Here is a 16,019-nt window from a genome sequence, read left to right as displayed (position 1 = left end):
GATCTGTTCTATTGTGATCTCTTATTAGGATCGCCAACCTTTGTGGATAAGTACGATCCGGGCATTAAGATCAACCGTTTAAGACGGATCATTATCTGTGAATGATCGGTGATCCTGGTCCGTATAAGCTGGGATCAAAGTGAAGGGTTATACACAACTCAAAAACTAGCCAACGGTTATTCTTTGGATAACTACCGGTTGATCCAAGCTTTTAACCAGAGTTATCCACATAAAAAAGTACGATCTTTACAAATCTCTGAGCAATGGATGCCATGATCCCAGCCAAATTTCAGCCGGATCTTCCGGAATCTCATGTTCAAGGACGTTGATCCGCAGCGTTTCGCCAACCTGTTTTGCGCCACAAGCCTTCAGTTCAGCTTCCAGTTTGTCGATAGCGCCGCAAAATGTGTCGTATTCACGGCTACCGATACCAACGGCACCGAAGCGAACGCGGGAGAGATCCGGTTTCTGCTCGCATAATGTTTCATATAAAGGAAGCAGGTTGTCAGGAATGTCGCCTGCACCGTGTGTAGAGCTGATCACCAGCCAGATCCCCTCAGCAGGAACCTCATCCAGCATCGGGCCATGCAGCATTTCGCTGGAAAAACCAGCGTCGTCCAGCTTTTCCGCCAGATGTTCCGCAACATATTCAGCACTGCCAAGCGTGCTGCCGCTGATTAGAGTGATGTCTGCCATGCTCGCCCACCTTTATAAAGAAGGCGCATTGTACGCTGTGAGCGAGCTGGGATCTACCTGTGGAAAAATGTGGGATTAAAAAAAGCGATCACGGCTTGATGGTACGCATGATCGGGTTCTGCAGGACGATCAGCGTTTCGGTGGACTGAATTTCATCAATTGTTTGGATCTTGTTGATAAGTACCTGTTGGAGGGCGTCGATCGATTTGCACATTACCTTAATAAAGATGCTGTAGTGCCCGGTGGTGTAGTACGCCTCGGTCACTTCATCCAGGCTTTCCAGCCGTGCCAGCGCCGACGGATAGTCTTTCGCGCTCTTGAGAATAATGCCGATAAAGCAGCCCACGTCATAACCTAATTGTTTGGGGCTGACGTCGACGTGCGCGCCGGTAATGATCCCGGCCTGTTTCATCTTCTCTACGCGAACGTGGATGGTGCCCGGGCTGACGGCGAACTGCTTAGCCAGTTCCGCGTAGGCGGTACGGGCGTTGGCCATCAGGGCCTCAAGAATGCCGCGGTCCAGATTGTCGATCTGATAATTTTCCATAGGTTTTTCTTATGAAGATTGATGATTACCTCTATTTTAGCCTTTATTTTTAATGAATCAAAAGTCGATAAGGCTTTTTGTTGTTTGATTATTGAATTGCGGGCCTGTTTTGTTGCTTAATCAATTGCAACAGGACGCAGGAGTAAAAATAATGAAAACCGCATACATCGCAAAACAACGCCAGATCAGTTTCGTTAAATCCTATTTTTCCCGTCAGCTGGAAGAGAAGCTAGGGCTCGTAGAAGTCCAGGCGCCGATCTTAAGCCGCGTGGGGGATGGGACACAGGACAACCTGTCTGGTTGCGAGAAGGCGGTTCAGGTGAAAGTGAAAACACTGCCAGATGCCCAGTTCGAAGTGGTTCATTCCCTTGCGAAGTGGAAGCGTCAAACCCTGGGACAACACGACTTCAGCGCGGGCGAAGGGCTGTACACGCATATGAAGGCCCTTCGCCCCGATGAAGACCGACTCTCTCCGATTCACTCCGTTTACGTTGACCAGTGGGACTGGGAACGTGTGATGGGGGATGACGAACGCCACGCCGGCACGCTGGAAAGTACCGTAAAGGCGATTTGGGCGGGCATTAAAGAAACCGAAGCTGCTGTAAGCAAAGAGTTTGGGCTGACACCGTTCCTGCCAGAACAAATTCACTTTGTGCACAGTGAAACGCTGCTGAGTCGCTATCCGGGCCTTGATGCAAAAGGCCGTGAGCGCGCCATCGCCAAAGAACTGGGCGCGGTGTTCCTGATTGGTATCGGCGGTAAATTGTCCGATGGTCAGCGCCACGATGTACGTGCACCGGACTATGACGACTGGAGCACCCAGACCGCCTCCGGCCTGACGGGGTTGAACGGCGATATTCTGGTGTGGAACCCGGTGCTGGAAGACGCGTTTGAACTCTCTTCTATGGGGATCCGCGTGGATGCGAAAGCGCTGAAACATCAGCTGCAGATCACCGGCGACGAAGATCGTTTACAGCTGGAGTGGCACCAGGCGCTGCTGCGTGGTGAAATGCCGCAGACTATCGGCGGCGGTATTGGTCAGTCTCGTCTGACGATGCTGTTGCTGCAACTGCCCCATATCGGCCAGGTGCAGTGCGGCGTATGGCCGTCTCAGGTACGTGAAAGCGTCTCCGCTCTGCTGTAACCCAATCTAACGCCGCCAGCGCCTCAGCAGGCGGCTTCTTAACCCGGTATCAAAGCGCCAGATATGATCGAAAATGCGCATGATCCCGGGTTTGCCATGAGCGGACATCGCCACCGCGTGAAAACGATGCTGATGTTTATGCTGAAGATCCCCCACCTTTTTGACCACTTCATCCGGTAGCCGCTGGGCGATAAAATCGGAAATCACCACCGCGTCGGCATCCTGCCACTGCGGGTTTTGCAGATGCTCGATAATGGCGCGGAAGCAGCTGGCCATATCGGTACCGCCGCGAAAGCGCTGGCTTAAAAAGCGGATCGCCTGCTCCAGCCCCTGACGCCCGGTTAACTCGTAGCGCACCACTTCGCTGGAGAACAGCATAATGTAGCAGCGACGGTTATCCGCCAGCGCCACGCGCATCAGCGCGAGGCAGAACGCTTTGGCGCACTGCTCGTTGAAGCCGCCCATCGAGCCGGACGTATCCACGCAGACAATAAACGGCCCGCGCGGCTGTTCATCAACGTCCTGATGTACGACTGGACGCTCGGTCACCTTCTCGCGCCAGGCGTCGCCGTGTAGACGGTAGGTTAACAGCTGTTTCTCCACCAGCCGCCGGTAAAACTCATATTCCAGCTCGGTGATGCCAAGCGTTGCCAGCTCCGGCGGCAATAAACGCAGAATATCGTCGCTTTGCTGGATGCCATCAACCTGCTCGGGCACGGTGGAGGGCTCGCGCACCAGCGAACGGAAAGTCTCCATGGGGGAATCTTTCTTCGGCACTGATTTGGCCTCTCGCGAACGGCCCAACTGCTCGGCCAGGCGCAGCAGCTCCGGCTGCTGGCTGAGAAACTCACCGTATTTCACAATTAGCTGATAGTCGCCGCGCTTAAGTTGTCCGGCGCTCATATCCCACAGTCGCCCACCGGCGCTATCGTTTTCCACCAGCACCGGATCCAACTGGCCGCTTAGCGTCATCCGTTCCTGTACTTCGCTCAATAACTGTTCACGCTCTTCTTCCAGCAGCTGCTGATTGAGGGAGGTGACCTGAACCACCAGGCTTAAGCGCCAGCGTTGCAGGAAAAGGGTGTGTAGCGCAGGGGTAAAAGTGGCGTTATTTGCCGCCAGCTGCTGAGCCTGAGCGGCAAAAGGCGACTGGACGCGAGTGAGTAGCGCCAGAATCTGCGGCAGTTGAACGATAAACTGGCTGGTGGAGAGTATCTGGCTCTGCTGATAGCAGATGACCTCCTCTTCCAGTTCGTGTGGCACCGGGGCGCCTTTGAGTCGGTTTCTGAAGGTTTCGCGCCAGCGGGGAAGATCGTCGGTAATGGCGCTTTTCAGGCGTGGAAATTTTTCAAAGAACACGGCCAACTGCGGGGATGCCAGCAGGGCGATGATCATCTCTTCGATCATCCCCTCTTCGCCGACCGCCAGCATGACGTTGAGCGTATCGATGGTCAGCATTAACTCTGCGCCTGCTTAATTTGCGCGGCCACGTCCTGAAGGCTGGCTTCGATACGCCCCAGCCATTCGTCATGAATGAACAGACATTTTTGCTGCTCGCTAAAGCGGTTATGCTGCTGGTGCCACTCTTCATCTAAGGCGAGCAGCTGCTGGCGGATCTCGGTCGGCATACTTTCTGCGGAGCCCGAACCCGGCAGGGACAGACGGGTACCCTGAAGGCTGATGTCGCGCACGACCAGATGCTGTGCGGCATCCACTTCCATATTTAACGTCAGCGCAAAACCGATACCGTTGAGCTTACCGCGAATCTCGCCGCCCTTCTCCAGCCAGTTTTCCAGCGCCTGGCGCTCGAAGGTAATGTGAATGACCTCAATATCGTGCAGCTTGAGCGGCTGCTGGAGCAGCAGGGTCACCGTTGGCGTTTGAATCTCCGGCGGCAGCTCATAATGCGGTTTGCGGCTAAACATGCCGCCCAGACGGGTGACTTTCAGCGCGGTTTTGTCGCTTTGTTGCTGCTGAATTTGCAGGCGCTGCTGGGTGATGGCGCCCAGCTTGTTGAGCATGGCCTGCTGCTGCCATGCATGCCCGGTCATCAAAATATCTATTTGTTGTTGCAGAAGATTTCGGCTTTCCGCATCGTGCCACAGGCACTCTTTTAGCAGGATCAGATCGATAGGCGCGATCGTGTCGCGGCCGCTGAAGAAAGCGCAGGCTTGCAGCAGACGGATCGCCTTTTTCCAGCGACGATCGGAAACGTAAGGCGCGTTTGGTAGATTATCCAGCTGTTGGCGCAGGGTAAAAATCAGCTCGAACACCGCATCCGGCAGCTTCACGTTGCCGATATCTTTCTGCCACTGGAAGTACTCTTCGTCGGTAACCTGCAGATTGGCCGGAATCGGGTTGTCGTTTTCATCCTGCTGGCTAATCAGCATCGAGCGGAAATTGCCCTTATCCTGCACTTTATCGAGCCACAGGCGAATCAGCATGCGGTCGTACAATGCTTCGAGACTGCTTTCGGCTTCCGGCAATTCATTCGAGGCGGTGACCAGCAGGCGCATGGGAATCTTTTCCACGCTGGCGCCGTTACGGAAGTGACGTTCGTTGATGGCGGTCAGCAAGGTGTTCAGGATGGCCGGGCCCGCTTTCCAGATTTCATCAAGGAAGACGATCTCAGCCTCTGGCAGATAGCCGGCAGTCAGACGCTCATAGCGGCCTTCATCTTTTAACGCCTGAATAGAGAGCGGCCCAAAGACCTCTTCCGGCGTAGAGAAACGGGTCATCAGATATTCGAACGCGCGGGCGTGCTGGAAGGCGAACTTCAGGCGGCGGGCAATCAGGCTTTTCGCGATCCCCGGTGGACCAAGTAAAAAGACGCTTTCGCCGCTCAGGGCTGCCAGCAGGCAGAGGCGAATAGCGTGACTACGTTCAAATAGCCCTTTCTCCAGCGCGCTGCTCAGCCGCGAAATTCTTTCTGCTAATAAATGTGGTTGGGCCATAATTAACTTGCGTCCTTTCGCCGTTTAATCAGCTAACTGGCTGAGTATAGACGTTTAAGTCTTTAGGTGAATAGCCTGAATAGTACCTCGCAATTTCTTGAGGCAGGTTAATATGACGTGATTAAGGGGTACGATTTTGACGCTAATCGTGCATACTGTGCGCTTTTCGTGGGCCAAGGGACTAGGCACACATTTGTTTCATAAACGAAAGACTAGTCTATGAGCACTGATAATAAACAATCTTTATCAGCGATTACACTCGCTGCAATTGGCGTGGTATACGGCGATATTGGTACCAGCCCTCTTTATACGCTTCGTGAATGTTTATCTGGCCAGTTCGGTTTTGGCGTTGAACGTGACGCGGTTTTTGGCTTTCTGTCATTAATCTTCTGGCTATTGCTGTTAACGGTATCTCTCAAATACATCACCTTCGTGATGCGGGCGGACAACGCCGGCGAAGGGGGGATACTGACGCTGATGTCTCTGGCGGGGCGTAATACGTCCGCGCGCATGACTTCTGTACTGGTGATTCTCGGGCTGATTGGCGGCAGCTTCTTCTATGGTGAAGTGGTCATCACGCCGGCGATTTCGGTGATGTCGGCGATAGAAGGTCTGGAAATCATCGCCCCCCAGCTTGATACCTGGGTGGTTCCCATCTCCATTATTGTTTTGACGCTGCTGTTTGCGATTCAGAAGCACGGTACCAGCATGGTCGGTAAACTGTTTGCGCCGATTATGCTCATCTGGTTCCTGCTGCTGGCAGGCCTCGGCGCGCGCAGCATTATCGCTAACCCGGAAGTGTTGCAGGCGTTGAACCCTTATTGGGCGGTGAATTTCTTCCTGCAATACAAAACCGTCTCCTTTATTGCATTGGGCGCGGTGGTGCTGTCGATTACCGGAGTGGAAGCGTTGTATGCCGACATGGGGCACTTCGGGAAACTGCCGATTCGCCTGGCCTGGTTCTCGGTGGTGCTGCCGTCACTGGTGCTGAACTACTTTGGTCAGGGCGCGTTGCTGCTCAAGCATCCGGAAGCGATTAAGAACCCGTTCTTCCTGCTGGCGCCCGAATGGGCGTTGATTCCGATGCTGATTATCGCTGCCCTGGCGACGGTTATCGCCTCTCAGGCGGTGATCTCCGGCGTCTTCTCGCTGACGCGCCAGGCCGTGCGTCTGGGGTATCTGTCGCCGATGCGCATTATTCATACCTCAGAGATGGAATCGGGGCAGATCTATATCCCGTTCATCAACTGGCTGCTGTATATCTCCGTGGTTATTGTGATTGTCAGCTTCGAGCACTCCTCAAATCTGGCGGCGGCATACGGGATTGCGGTTACCGGGACGATGGTCCTGACGACCATTCTGTTCACCACGGTGGCGCGTAAAAACTGGCACTGGAATAAGTTCCTGGTTGCGCTGCTGTTTGTGGCGTTTATGTGCATCGACATTCCGCTGTTCTCGGCAAACCTGGATAAGATTGTCTCCGGTGGTTGGCTGCCGCTGACGCTGGCGCTGATCATGCTCACCATCATGACCACCTGGAAAAGCGAGCGTTTCCGCCTGCTGCGCCGGATGCATGAACACGGTAACTCTCTGGAAGCGATGATCGCCTCGCTGGAGAAATCGCCGCCGGTCCGCGTGCCGGGCACCGCGGTCTATATGTCGCGCGCGCTGAACGTCATTCCGTTTGCCATGCTGCATAACCTCAAGCACAACAAGGTGCTGCATGAGCGCGTCATTCTGCTGACGCTGCGTACCGAAGATGCGCCGTACGTGCATAATGTGCGTCGCGTGCAGATTGAGCAGCTGTCGCCAACCTTCTGGCGCGTGGTGGCCAGCTACGGTTGGCGTGAAACCCCGAACGTGGAAGAGGTGTTCCACCGCTGCGGTCTGGAAGGCTTAAGCTGCCGGATGATGGAGACGTCGTTCTTTATGTCGCATGAGTCGCTGATCGTCGGCAAACGGCCATGGTATCTACGCCTGCGCGGCAAGCTGTATCTGCTGCTGCAGCGTAACGCGCTGCGCGCGCCGGACCAGTTCGAGATCCCGCCAAACCGCGTTATCGAGCTGGGCACCCAGGTCGAAATCTAACGTCATCAACGCCCTCCCTCATTTTGACGGAGGGCGTTTTTTTATCCCCTTTTCTCTGTTCGCGAAACGTTTCGATGGCGATCACATTTCTATAACCTGGTGATGGTTTTCTGCGCGTTCTTCAGACTACACTTATGACAGCGAAACGTTTCGCTAGTGGAGCAAGAAAACAAAATGAAGAAAGGCACGGTACTCAACTCTGAAATCTCGTCGGTTATTTCCCGTTTGGGCCATACCGATACGCTGGTGGTATGCGATGCGGGTTTACCCATCCCTCGTAGCACGGCGCGCATTGATATGGCGCTAACCCAGGGCGTTCCCACCTTCATGCAGGTGTTGGGCGTGGTGACGCAAGAGATGCAGGTCGAGGCCGCCATTCTCGCCGCGGAAATTCAACACCATAATCCGCAGCTTCACGAAACGTTGCTCAAACACCTTGAGCAGCTGCAGCAACACCAGGGAAATAGCATTGACGTTCGTTACGTCTCACATGAGCAGTTCAAACAACAAACCGCAGACAGTCAGGCGGTGATTCGCAGCGGGGAATGTTCCCCGTATGCGAATATCATTCTCTGTGCTGGCGTCACCTTCTGAGGCCATCATGGACGCACTCTTACAACTGAAAGGGATCGATAAATCGTTCCCGGGCGTGAAGGCGCTAGCTGGCGCCGCGCTGAACGTCTACGCTGGCCGCGTGATGGCGCTGGTGGGCGAAAACGGCGCGGGCAAATCCACCATGATGAAGGTGCTGACCGGGATCTACACCCGCGACGCTGGCTCTTTGTTATGGCTGGGTAAAGAGACCACCTTTAACGGCCCAAAATCCTCGCAGGAAGCCGGTATCGGCATCATCCACCAGGAGCTGAACCTGATTCCACAGCTGACGATTGCCGAGAACATTTTCCTTGGCCGTGAGTTTGTGAATCGCTTTGGCAAAATCGACTGGAAGAAGATGTACGCCGAGGCCGATATCCTGCTGGCTAAACTCAATCTGCGCTTTAAGAGCGACCGTCTGGTGGGTGACCTCTCTATCGGCGATCAGCAGATGGTGGAAATTGCCAAGGTGCTGAGCTTTGAGTCAAAGGTCATCATTATGGACGAACCGACCGATGCCCTGACCGATACGGAAACCGAATCCCTGTTCCGCGTCATCCGCGAGCTGAAATCACAGGGGCGCGGCATTGTCTATATTTCCCACCGTATGAAAGAGATCTTCGAGATCTGCGACGACGTGACCGTCTTCCGCGACGGGCAGTTTATTGCCGAACGCGAAGTCGCCAGCCTGAATGAAGATCTGCTGATTGAGATGATGGTCGGCCGCAAACTCGAAGATCAGTACCCGCATCTGGATAAAGAGCCGGGTGAGATCCGCCTGAAGGTGGACGCATTGTGCGGGCCAGGCGTGAACAGCGTCTCCTTTACCCTGCGCAAAGGTGAAATTCTTGGTGTGGCGGGGCTGATGGGCGCCGGGCGCACCGAATTAATGAAAGTGCTGTACGGTGCGCTGCCGCGAACCAGCGGCTACGTGACGCTAGACGGCCATGAAGTGGTGACGCGTTCACCGCAGGATGGTCTGGCGAACGGCATTGTCTATATTTCCGAAGACCGTAAGCGTGATGGCCTGGTGCTGGGCATGTCGGTGAAAGAGAACATGTCGTTGACGGCGCTGCGCTATTTCAGCCGTGCTGGCGGTAGTTTGAAGCATAAAGACGAACAGCAGGCGGTGAGCGATTTTATCCGTCTGTTTAACGTCAAAACGCCGTCTATGGAGCAAGCGATCGGTCTGCTCTCCGGTGGTAATCAGCAAAAAGTCGCCATTGCGCGCGGCCTGATGACTCGCCCGAAGGTACTGATCCTTGATGAGCCGACGCGCGGCGTCGACGTGGGGGCGAAGAAAGAAATTTATCAGCTGATCAACCAGTTCAAGGCCGACGGCCTGAGCATCATTCTGGTCTCCTCGGAGATGCCGGAAGTATTGGGGATGAGCGATCGCATTATTGTGATGCATGAAGGGCATCTCGGCGGTGAGTTTTCACGCGAGCAGGCCACCCAGGAAGTATTAATGGCTGCCGCTGTGGGCAAGCTTAACCGCGTGAACCAGGAGTAAAAAAGATGACAACCCAGTCTGTGGCGGGTCGCCGCTATTTCACTAAAGCATGGCTGCTGGAGCAAAAATCGCTGATAGCTCTGCTGGTGCTGATAGCGATTGTCTCGACCATGAGCCCCAACTTTTTTACCGTCAATAACCTGTTCAACATCCTGCAGCAAACCTCCGTGAATGCGATCATGGCGGTTGGGATGACGCTGGTCATTTTAACGTCGGGGATCGACCTGTCCGTCGGTTCCCTGCTGGCGTTGACCGGCGCGGTCGCCGCCTCGATTGTGGGCATCGAAGTTAATGCGCTGGTGGCGGTTGCTGCCGCACTCGCATTAGGTGCCGCAATTGGGGCCGTTACCGGCGTGATTGTTGCTAAAGGGCGGGTGCAGGCGTTTATCGCTACGCTGGTGATGATGCTGCTGCTGCGCGGTGTGACCATGGTCTACACCAACGGTAGTCCGGTCAATACCGGCTTTACCGACAACGCCGACGTGTTTGGCTGGTTCGGTATTGGCCGCCCGCTGGGTATCCCAACGCCGGTGTGGATCATGGCGATTGTCTTCCTCGCGGCGTGGTACATGCTGCACCACACGCGTCTGGGTCGTTATATCTATGCGCTGGGCGGTAATGAAGCGGCAACGCGTCTTTCCGGTATTAGCGTCAATAAAGTCAAAATTATCGTCTACTCTTTGTGCGGGTTACTGTCGGCGCTGGCGGGTATTATTGAAGTGGCGCGCCTCTCCTCGGCACAACCGACTGCGGGTACCGGCTATGAGCTGGATGCTATCGCGGCGGTAGTACTGGGCGGTACCAGCCTGGCAGGCGGTAAGGGTCGTATCGTCGGCACGCTTATCGGTGCGCTGATTCTTGGGTTCTTGAACAACGGTTTGAACTTGTTAGGCGTTTCTTCTTATTACCAGATGATCGTTAAAGCAGTCGTCATTTTGCTGGCGGTGCTGGTGGACAACAAAAAGCAGTAACAAACGACACTACAGGACATCTTAGATATGAACATGAAAAAACTGGCTACCCTGGTTTCCGCGGTTGCGCTGAGCGCCACCGTCAGTGCGAACGCGATGGCGAAAGATACCATTGCACTGGTTATCTCTACCCTGAATAACCCGTTCTTTGTCTCCCTGAAGGACGGCGCGCAGAAAGAAGCGGACAAACTGGGCTATAACCTGGTGGTTCTGGACTCACAGAACAACCCGGCGAAAGAGCTGGCTAACGTTCAGGATTTAACGGTTCGTGGCACCAAAATTCTGCTGATCAACCCGACGGACTCCGACGCGGTGGGTAACGCCATCAAGATGGCAAACCAGGCTAAAATCCCGGTGATTACCCTCGATCGCGTGGCCTCTAAAGGTGAGGTTGTGAGCCATATCGCGTCTGATAACGTGCTGGGCGGTAAAATCGCCGGTGACTATATTGCGAAGAAAGCCGGTGAAGGCGCTAAAGTCATCGAACTGCAGGGTATCGCCGGGACTTCTGCCGCGCGCGAGCGTGGTGAAGGCTTCCAGCAGGCTGTCGCGGCACATAAATTCAACGTGCTGGCAAGCCAGCCTGCCGACTTCGACCGTACTAAAGGTCTGAACGTGATGCAGAACCTGCTGACCGCGCATCCGGACGTGAAGGCTGTCTTCGCTCAGAACGACGAAATGGCGCTGGGCGCGCTGCGTGCGCTGCAAACCGCCGGTAAATCCGACGTCATGGTCGTAGGCTTCGACGGTACGCCGGATGGCGAAAAAGCGGTGAATGACGGCAAACTGGCGGCGACTATTGCCCAGTTGCCGGATCAGATCGGTGCAAAAGGCGTGGAAACCGCCGACAAAGTGCTGAAAGGCGAAAAGGTACAGGCAAAATATCCTGTTGACCTGAAGCTGGTAATTAAGCAGTAATAACGCGAATGCGATTCAGGCTCTTGCAGCCTGAGGGACAATATCTATAAAGAAAAGTAGGGCACGCGCCACCGGTACGCCGGTGGCGCATCTTACCGGACACTCTGAAAATGAAAACCGCAGGCAAACTCGTCGTCCTTGGCAGCATCAATGCCGATCACATTCTCAATCTTGAATCTTTCCCGACGCCAGGTGAAACCGTCACCGGTAGCCATTATCAGGTCGCATTTGGCGGCAAAGGCGCGAACCAGGCGGTTGCTGCCGGGCGCAGCGGCGCGGATATCGCGTTTATTGCCTGCACTGGCGATGACGATATCGGTGAGCGTATCCGTAAACAGTTGCAGGTTGACCGCATTGATATCGCGCCCGTGAGCGCGGTAGCCGGTGAGTCGACCGGCGTAGCGCTGATCTTCGTCAACGGCGAAGGCGAGAATGTGATTGGCATTCACGCGGGCGCTAACGCCGCACTGTCCACTGCGCTGGTCGAGGCACAGCGTGAACGCATTGCCGAGGCAGATGCGCTGCTGATGCAGCTTGAATCCCCGCTGGATAGCGTATTGCTGGCGGCTCAGATTGCCCATCAGAATCAAACCACTGTGGTATTGAACCCGGCCCCCGCTCGCGAGCTGCCGGATATACTGCTGTCGCTGGTGGATATCATTACCCCAAATGAGACCGAGGCTGAGAAGCTGACCGGTGTTCGGGTGGAAAACGATGACGACGCCGCGAAAGCCGCACAGGTACTGCACGCGAAAGGCATCGACACGGTGATTATTACCCTTGGCAGCCGTGGCGTATGGGCCAGCGTTAAGGGCGAAGGGCGTCGCGTACCGGGCTTTAAAGTGCAGGCTATCGACACCATCGCCGCGGGCGATACCTTTAACGGCGCGCTGATGACTGCGTTGCTGGAGAATACGCCGTTGGCCGACGCGTTGCGCTTTGCGCACGCTGCTGCGGCTATTGCCGTGACACGCAAAGGCGCGCAGCCCTCTGTGCCCTGGCGTGAAGAGATCGACGAATTTTTACGTCAGCAGGGGTAATGCTTGGCCACGATGAAGGATGTTGCTCGCCTGGCGGGCGTTTCCACCTCCACGGTATCTCATGTCATCAACAAAGACCGGTTTGTCAGCGATGCAATAACCGAGAAGGTTGATGCGGCCATCAAAGCGCTGAACTACGCCCCGTCAGCGCTGGCGCGTAGTCTCAAGCTGAATCAGACTCACACCATCGGTATGCTGATTACCGCCAGTACCAACCCCTTTTATTCAGAACTGGTGCGCGGCGTGGAGCGCAGCTGTTTCGAGCGTGGTTACAGTCTGGTGCTATGCAATACCGAAGGCGACGAACAGCGGATGAACCGCAACCTGGAAACGCTGATGCAGAAGCGTGTCGACGGGCTGCTACTGCTGTGCACCGAAACGCACCAGCCGTCGCTGGAAATTATGCAGCGCTATCCGTCTATTCCCTCTGTGATGATGGACTGGGCGCCATTCGATGGCGACAGCGACCTGATTCAGGATAACTCGCTGTTGGGCGGCGATATGGCGACTCGCTATCTGATCGAGCGTGGCTATACGCGCATTGCCTGTATTTCCGGTCCGCTGGATAAAACCCCGGCGCGGCTGCGTCTCGAGGGCTATCGGGAAGCCATGCATAATGCGCAGTTGCCGATTCCGGACGGCTATGAAATTACCAGCAACTTTGAGTTTGGCGGCGGATTAGATGCCATGCAGAAACTGCTGGCGCATCCTGAACGTCCGGATGCCGTTTTCGTTGGTAACGATGCGATGGCGGTAGGGGTTTATCAGGCGTTGTATCAGGCCGGGCTACGTATTCCGCAGGATATGGCGGTGATTGGCTATGATGATATCGAACTGGCTCGCTATATGACGCCGCCGCTCACGACCATTCACCAACCAAAAGATGAACTGGGCGAGCTGGCGATTGATGTGTTGATTCACCGTATTGCGCAGCCCGGGCAAAAACAGCAGCGTATGCAGCTGACGCCCGAGCTGGTGGTGCGTGGGTCCGTCTGAGGTTAGTGTTTTTCTTTTATCAGGTTGCGGCCATCTTTCGGCCGCAGCAGCATAAACATCAGCGCTGACACTGCCGTTATCACCCCCATGGTGATAAAGGTGTAGTGGAACTGCTCAATCGTCGAGCCGACAATACTTTGATATGAGCGCAGCACCGCGGCGCTGATGGCCACCCCAAGGCTAATCGACAATTGCTGTGTGACGGCTAGCAGGCTGTTACCTCCGCTGGCGTTATCGTCGGAGAGATCGGCAAGCGTAATGGTGTTCATCGAAGTGAACTGCGTCGACATGGCCATCCCCAACACGAACAGCGGCAGAATCAGCATCCACACCGGCATTGACGGCGATTGTAATGAGAACTGCGCGATCATTAAGCCGATAAACAGCGTGACGCCGACCAGCGTTTTCCGATAGCCCAACCGGCGTAGCACCTGGGTGACGGTTGATTTTGCCACGATAGAGCCGATTGCCGTGGGCGCCATCATGATGCCCGCAATCAGCGCCGGATAGCCAAAGCCAACCTGCAGCATTAGCGGCATCAGGAACGGCACGCAGCCGGTGCCCAGGCGTGTCGCCAGGTTACCGGCAATACCGACTGAGAATGTCCGCGTTCTGAATAAGCCCAGAGAGATCAGCGGTGTTGGATGCTTGCGTGCGTGGCGGATATAGGCCAGCAGCAAAATAATACTGAACAGCACCACCATCAGAGCGACCCAACCTGACACAATCTGCTCGCCGAGCAGCTCCATGCCGATGGAGAACAGCACCAGGCTTAACCCAAACAGCAGGAATCCTGACAGATCGAAGCGTCGCCGCGGCGTCGTGAAGTTCGGCATGTATTTTCGTGCGTACAGCATGCCAATAACGCCGATCGGTATGTTGATGAGGAAAATCCAGTGCCAGGTAGCCCAGGTGACAAAAACGCCACCCAGCACCGGGCCCAGAATAGGTCCTATCAGCCCCGGCATGGTGACAAAATTAAGCACCGGTAGCAGTTCGCTACGCGGGTAGGCGCGCAGCAGCGCCAGACGGGCGACGGGCATCATCATGGCGCCGCCAATCCCCTGAATAATACGGAAGATCACCAGTTCGCCGAGCGAAGTCGAAAGCGCGCACGCCAATGACCCAAGGGTAAACAGTCTGACCGCCAGCATAAAGATGCGTCGGGTACCGAAGCGGTCAGCAAGCCAGCCGCTTACCGGGATCAGCATGGCCACAGTAAGGGTGTAGCTGATAATGGCCGATTGCATCGCCAGCGGCGACCGGTTGAGGCTGTGCGCGATAGCGGGCAGCGCTGTATTCAGAATGGTGGCGTCTAGCGCCTGCATAAAGAAGGCCATCGCGGCTATCCACGGTAGCCCGGCCATACTCCGCGCTTTCTTCTCAGTCATTCGCTGTCCTTTATACTGCGGCCAGAATATGTGGCGCGTTTAATAAAGCCTGGCAGGCCTGGTATGCCCGTGGGCCATCACCTTCCTGTATCGCATCAACAATGGCCTGGTGGCTCGCCAGTTCAATCACCTCATCTTCGGTAATCGAGGTGAAATAGATGTGGTACACCGAGTGGAACAGTTTGGCGAATGATGTCAGAAACGGGTTAGCACTCATTTCATAGATGTGTTCATGCCAGGAGGTGTCGATATCGATCCAACGCTCGCGGTCGAATGTTTTCTCCAGCGTCGCCATCTCTTCCATTAAGGTATTGAGCTGGGCTTTTTGCTCGGCGGTGCCGAGCGTAGCGGCCAGCATGCAGGCCTGCGGTTCCAGACTGCGACGCAACACCAGGAAGTGTTTCATGACGGCCTGGAAGTTATCTGTCGTTAGCCACCAGGAGATCAGCTCGGTATCGAGGAAGTTCCAGTGGGCCTGAGGCATCACACGGGTACCAATACGCGGGCGAGGAAGCAGCATCCCTTTCGCTGACAGCGTTTTTACCGCTTCGCGAACGGCGGTTCGGCTCACGCCGAAAATTTCACCCAGCTCCATCTCGCCGGGGAGGATGCTTTCCGGGGGATACTCACCGGTTAATATCTTCTGGGCTATTTTCTCAGCCAGGACCCAGGAGATGTTCTTTTGAGCGGCTAGTTGCTGTGCGCTTAGAGACATAAATGCCATTCCTATTATTTATCTTTCTTTAGTATGCCATTTGACGTGCTGAATCGGTGTTAAAAACAGCAGTTTGGGCATTTTACGGCGTATTCATAAGCAATTTGATGAAAAAAATAGCGAGCGATAAAATAATTCAAATTTCCCCTTGTCAGGCAGAATAAACTCCCTATAATGCGCTCCCACTGACACGGAACAACGGCAAACAAGCCGCCGGGTCAGCGAGATTCTCCTGAGAATCTCGACAGAGAAAAGCGAAATTAAACGCTTGACTCTGAAAGAGGAAAGCGTAATATACGCCACCTCGCGACGGTGAGCTGTAAGCCGCGTCGCAACTGCTCTTTAACAATTTATCAGACAATCTGTGTGGGCACTCGAAGATACGGATTCTTAACGTCGCAAGACGAAAAATGAATACCAAGTCTCTGAGTGAACACGTAATTCATTACGAA

At 54.9% G+C, this 16,019-nt stretch carries 14 protein-coding genes; 8 read left to right on the top strand and 6 right to left on the bottom strand.

The features are described from left to right. Positions 1 to 246: 246 nt before the first annotated feature. Together mioC and asnC are read right to left on the bottom strand one after the other, a co-directional pair. Positions 247 to 696: an FMN-binding protein MioC gene (mioC, locus tag NNN71_RS18655; protein ID WP_271459090.1), complete on the bottom strand. Its 450-nt coding sequence runs from the start codon at positions 694 to 696 to the stop codon at positions 247 to 249. Positions 697 to 784: 88 nt separating this feature from the next. Continuing rightward, a complete protein-coding gene (gene asnC / locus NNN71_RS18650; RefSeq protein WP_035893632.1) occupies positions 785 to 1,243 on the bottom strand; it encodes a transcriptional regulator AsnC in 459 nt (152 codons plus the stop codon). A 151-nt stretch (positions 1,244 to 1,394) separates the two neighbouring features. On the opposite strand from asnC, the gene asnA reads away from it, so the two are divergent. After that, entirely contained in the window at positions 1,395 to 2,387 is a 993-nt protein-coding gene (asnA, locus tag NNN71_RS18645) for an aspartate--ammonia ligase (protein WP_271459089.1), read from the top strand. 6 nt (positions 2,388 to 2,393) lie between these two features. Here asnA and viaA read toward each other — a convergent pair whose 3' ends face one another. Further along, complete coding sequence (viaA, locus tag NNN71_RS18640; protein WP_163449486.1) at positions 2,394 to 3,845, bottom strand: ATPase RavA stimulator ViaA; 1,452 nt, start codon at positions 3,843 to 3,845, stop codon at positions 2,394 to 2,396. Beyond that, positions 3,845 to 5,341, bottom strand: a complete 1,497-nt coding sequence (gene ravA, locus NNN71_RS18635) for an ATPase RavA (RefSeq protein ID WP_064540571.1) — start codon at positions 5,339 to 5,341, stop codon at positions 3,845 to 3,847. The genes viaA and ravA overlap by 1 nt, the downstream gene beginning before the upstream one ends. Positions 5,342 to 5,560: 219 nt before the next feature. On the opposite strand from ravA, the gene kup reads away from it, so the two are divergent. The 7 genes from kup (at position 5,561) to rbsR (ending at position 13,461) form a co-directional block, all read left to right on the top strand. Continuing rightward, a complete protein-coding gene (gene kup, locus NNN71_RS18630; RefSeq protein WP_163449487.1) occupies positions 5,561 to 7,429 on the top strand; it encodes a low affinity potassium transporter Kup in 1,869 nt (622 codons plus the stop codon). Positions 7,430 to 7,603: 174 nt separating this feature from the next. Continuing rightward, on the top strand, positions 7,604 to 8,023 hold the full coding sequence (gene rbsD / locus NNN71_RS18625) for a D-ribose pyranase (protein WP_163449488.1): 420 nt from the start codon (positions 7,604 to 7,606) through the stop codon (positions 8,021 to 8,023). A gap of 7 nt (positions 8,024 to 8,030) precedes the next feature. Continuing rightward, positions 8,031 to 9,536 (top strand): ribose ABC transporter ATP-binding protein RbsA, encoded by a 1,506-nt coding sequence (rbsA, locus tag NNN71_RS18620; RefSeq protein WP_163449489.1) that lies wholly within the window; start codon positions 8,031 to 8,033, stop codon positions 9,534 to 9,536. Between the two features lie 5 nt (positions 9,537 to 9,541). Then, the gene (rbsC, locus tag NNN71_RS18615; protein ID WP_065357329.1) at positions 9,542 to 10,507 is read left to right on the top strand and encodes a ribose ABC transporter permease; all 966 of its coding nucleotides are present in this window, start codon (positions 9,542 to 9,544) and stop codon (positions 10,505 to 10,507) included. A 27-nt stretch (positions 10,508 to 10,534) separates the two neighbouring features. After that, entirely contained in the window at positions 10,535 to 11,425 is an 891-nt protein-coding gene (rbsB, locus tag NNN71_RS18610; RefSeq protein WP_106930081.1) for a ribose ABC transporter substrate-binding protein RbsB, read from the top strand. 110 nt (positions 11,426 to 11,535) lie between these two features. Then, entirely contained in the window at positions 11,536 to 12,465 is a 930-nt protein-coding gene (gene rbsK / locus NNN71_RS18605; RefSeq protein WP_271459088.1) for a ribokinase, read from the top strand. Positions 12,466 to 12,468: 3 nt separating this feature from the next. Then, positions 12,469 to 13,461: a ribose operon transcriptional repressor RbsR gene (rbsR, locus tag NNN71_RS18600; protein ID WP_163449491.1), complete on the top strand. Its 993-nt coding sequence runs from the start codon at positions 12,469 to 12,471 to the stop codon at positions 13,459 to 13,461. Positions 13,462 to 13,463: 2 nt separating this feature from the next. Here the strand turns inward: rbsR and mdtD are convergent, their stop codons facing one another. Continuing rightward, positions 13,464 to 14,852 (bottom strand): multidrug transporter subunit MdtD, encoded by a 1,389-nt coding sequence (mdtD, locus tag NNN71_RS18595; protein ID WP_271459087.1) that lies wholly within the window; start codon positions 14,850 to 14,852, stop codon positions 13,464 to 13,466. A 10-nt stretch (positions 14,853 to 14,862) separates the two neighbouring features. Next, positions 14,863 to 15,567, bottom strand: coding sequence for a FadR/GntR family transcriptional regulator (locus NNN71_RS18590; RefSeq protein ID WP_167574673.1), 705 nt, complete (start codon positions 15,565 to 15,567; stop codon positions 14,863 to 14,865). Positions 15,568 to 16,019: the final 452 nt, after the last annotated feature.

It is taken from the genome of Kluyvera sp. Awk 3, assembly GCF_028069715.1.
GTDB lineage: Bacteria > Pseudomonadota > Gammaproteobacteria > Enterobacterales > Enterobacteriaceae > Kluyvera > Kluyvera georgiana_A.
The sequence above is the reverse complement of the archived record's forward strand: the minus strand, read 5'-3'. Positions and strand labels throughout refer to the sequence as shown.

Bases quoted from the DNA above. Each gene is read 5' to 3' on its own strand.
- mioC (WP_271459090.1), bottom strand. From the start codon at position 696: ATGGCAGACATCACTCTAATCAGCGGCAGCACGCTTGGCAGTGCTGAA.
- asnC (WP_035893632.1), bottom strand. From the start codon at position 1,243: ATGGAAAATTATCAGATCGACAATCTGGACCGCGGCATTCTTGAGGCC.
- asnA (WP_271459089.1), top strand. From the start codon at position 1,395: ATGAAAACCGCATACATCGCAAAACAACGCCAGATCAGTTTCGTTAAA.
- viaA (WP_163449486.1), bottom strand. From the start codon at position 3,845: ATGCTGACCATCGATACGCTCAACGTCATGCTGGCGGTCGGCGAAGAG.
- ravA (WP_064540571.1), bottom strand. From the start codon at position 5,341: ATGGCCCAACCACATTTATTAGCAGAAAGAATTTCGCGGCTGAGCAGC.
- kup (WP_163449487.1), top strand. From the start codon at position 5,561: ATGAGCACTGATAATAAACAATCTTTATCAGCGATTACACTCGCTGCA.
- rbsD (WP_163449488.1), top strand. From the start codon at position 7,604: ATGAAGAAAGGCACGGTACTCAACTCTGAAATCTCGTCGGTTATTTCC.
- rbsA (WP_163449489.1), top strand. From the start codon at position 8,031: ATGGACGCACTCTTACAACTGAAAGGGATCGATAAATCGTTCCCGGGC.
- rbsC (WP_065357329.1), top strand. From the start codon at position 9,542: ATGACAACCCAGTCTGTGGCGGGTCGCCGCTATTTCACTAAAGCATGG.
- rbsB (WP_106930081.1), top strand. From the start codon at position 10,535: ATGAACATGAAAAAACTGGCTACCCTGGTTTCCGCGGTTGCGCTGAGC.
- rbsK (WP_271459088.1), top strand. From the start codon at position 11,536: ATGAAAACCGCAGGCAAACTCGTCGTCCTTGGCAGCATCAATGCCGAT.
- mdtD (WP_271459087.1), bottom strand. From the start codon at position 14,852: ATGACTGAGAAGAAAGCGCGGAGTATGGCCGGGCTACCGTGGATAGCC.
- NNN71_RS18590 (WP_167574673.1), bottom strand. From the start codon at position 15,567: ATGTCTCTAAGCGCACAGCAACTAGCCGCTCAAAAGAACATCTCCTGG.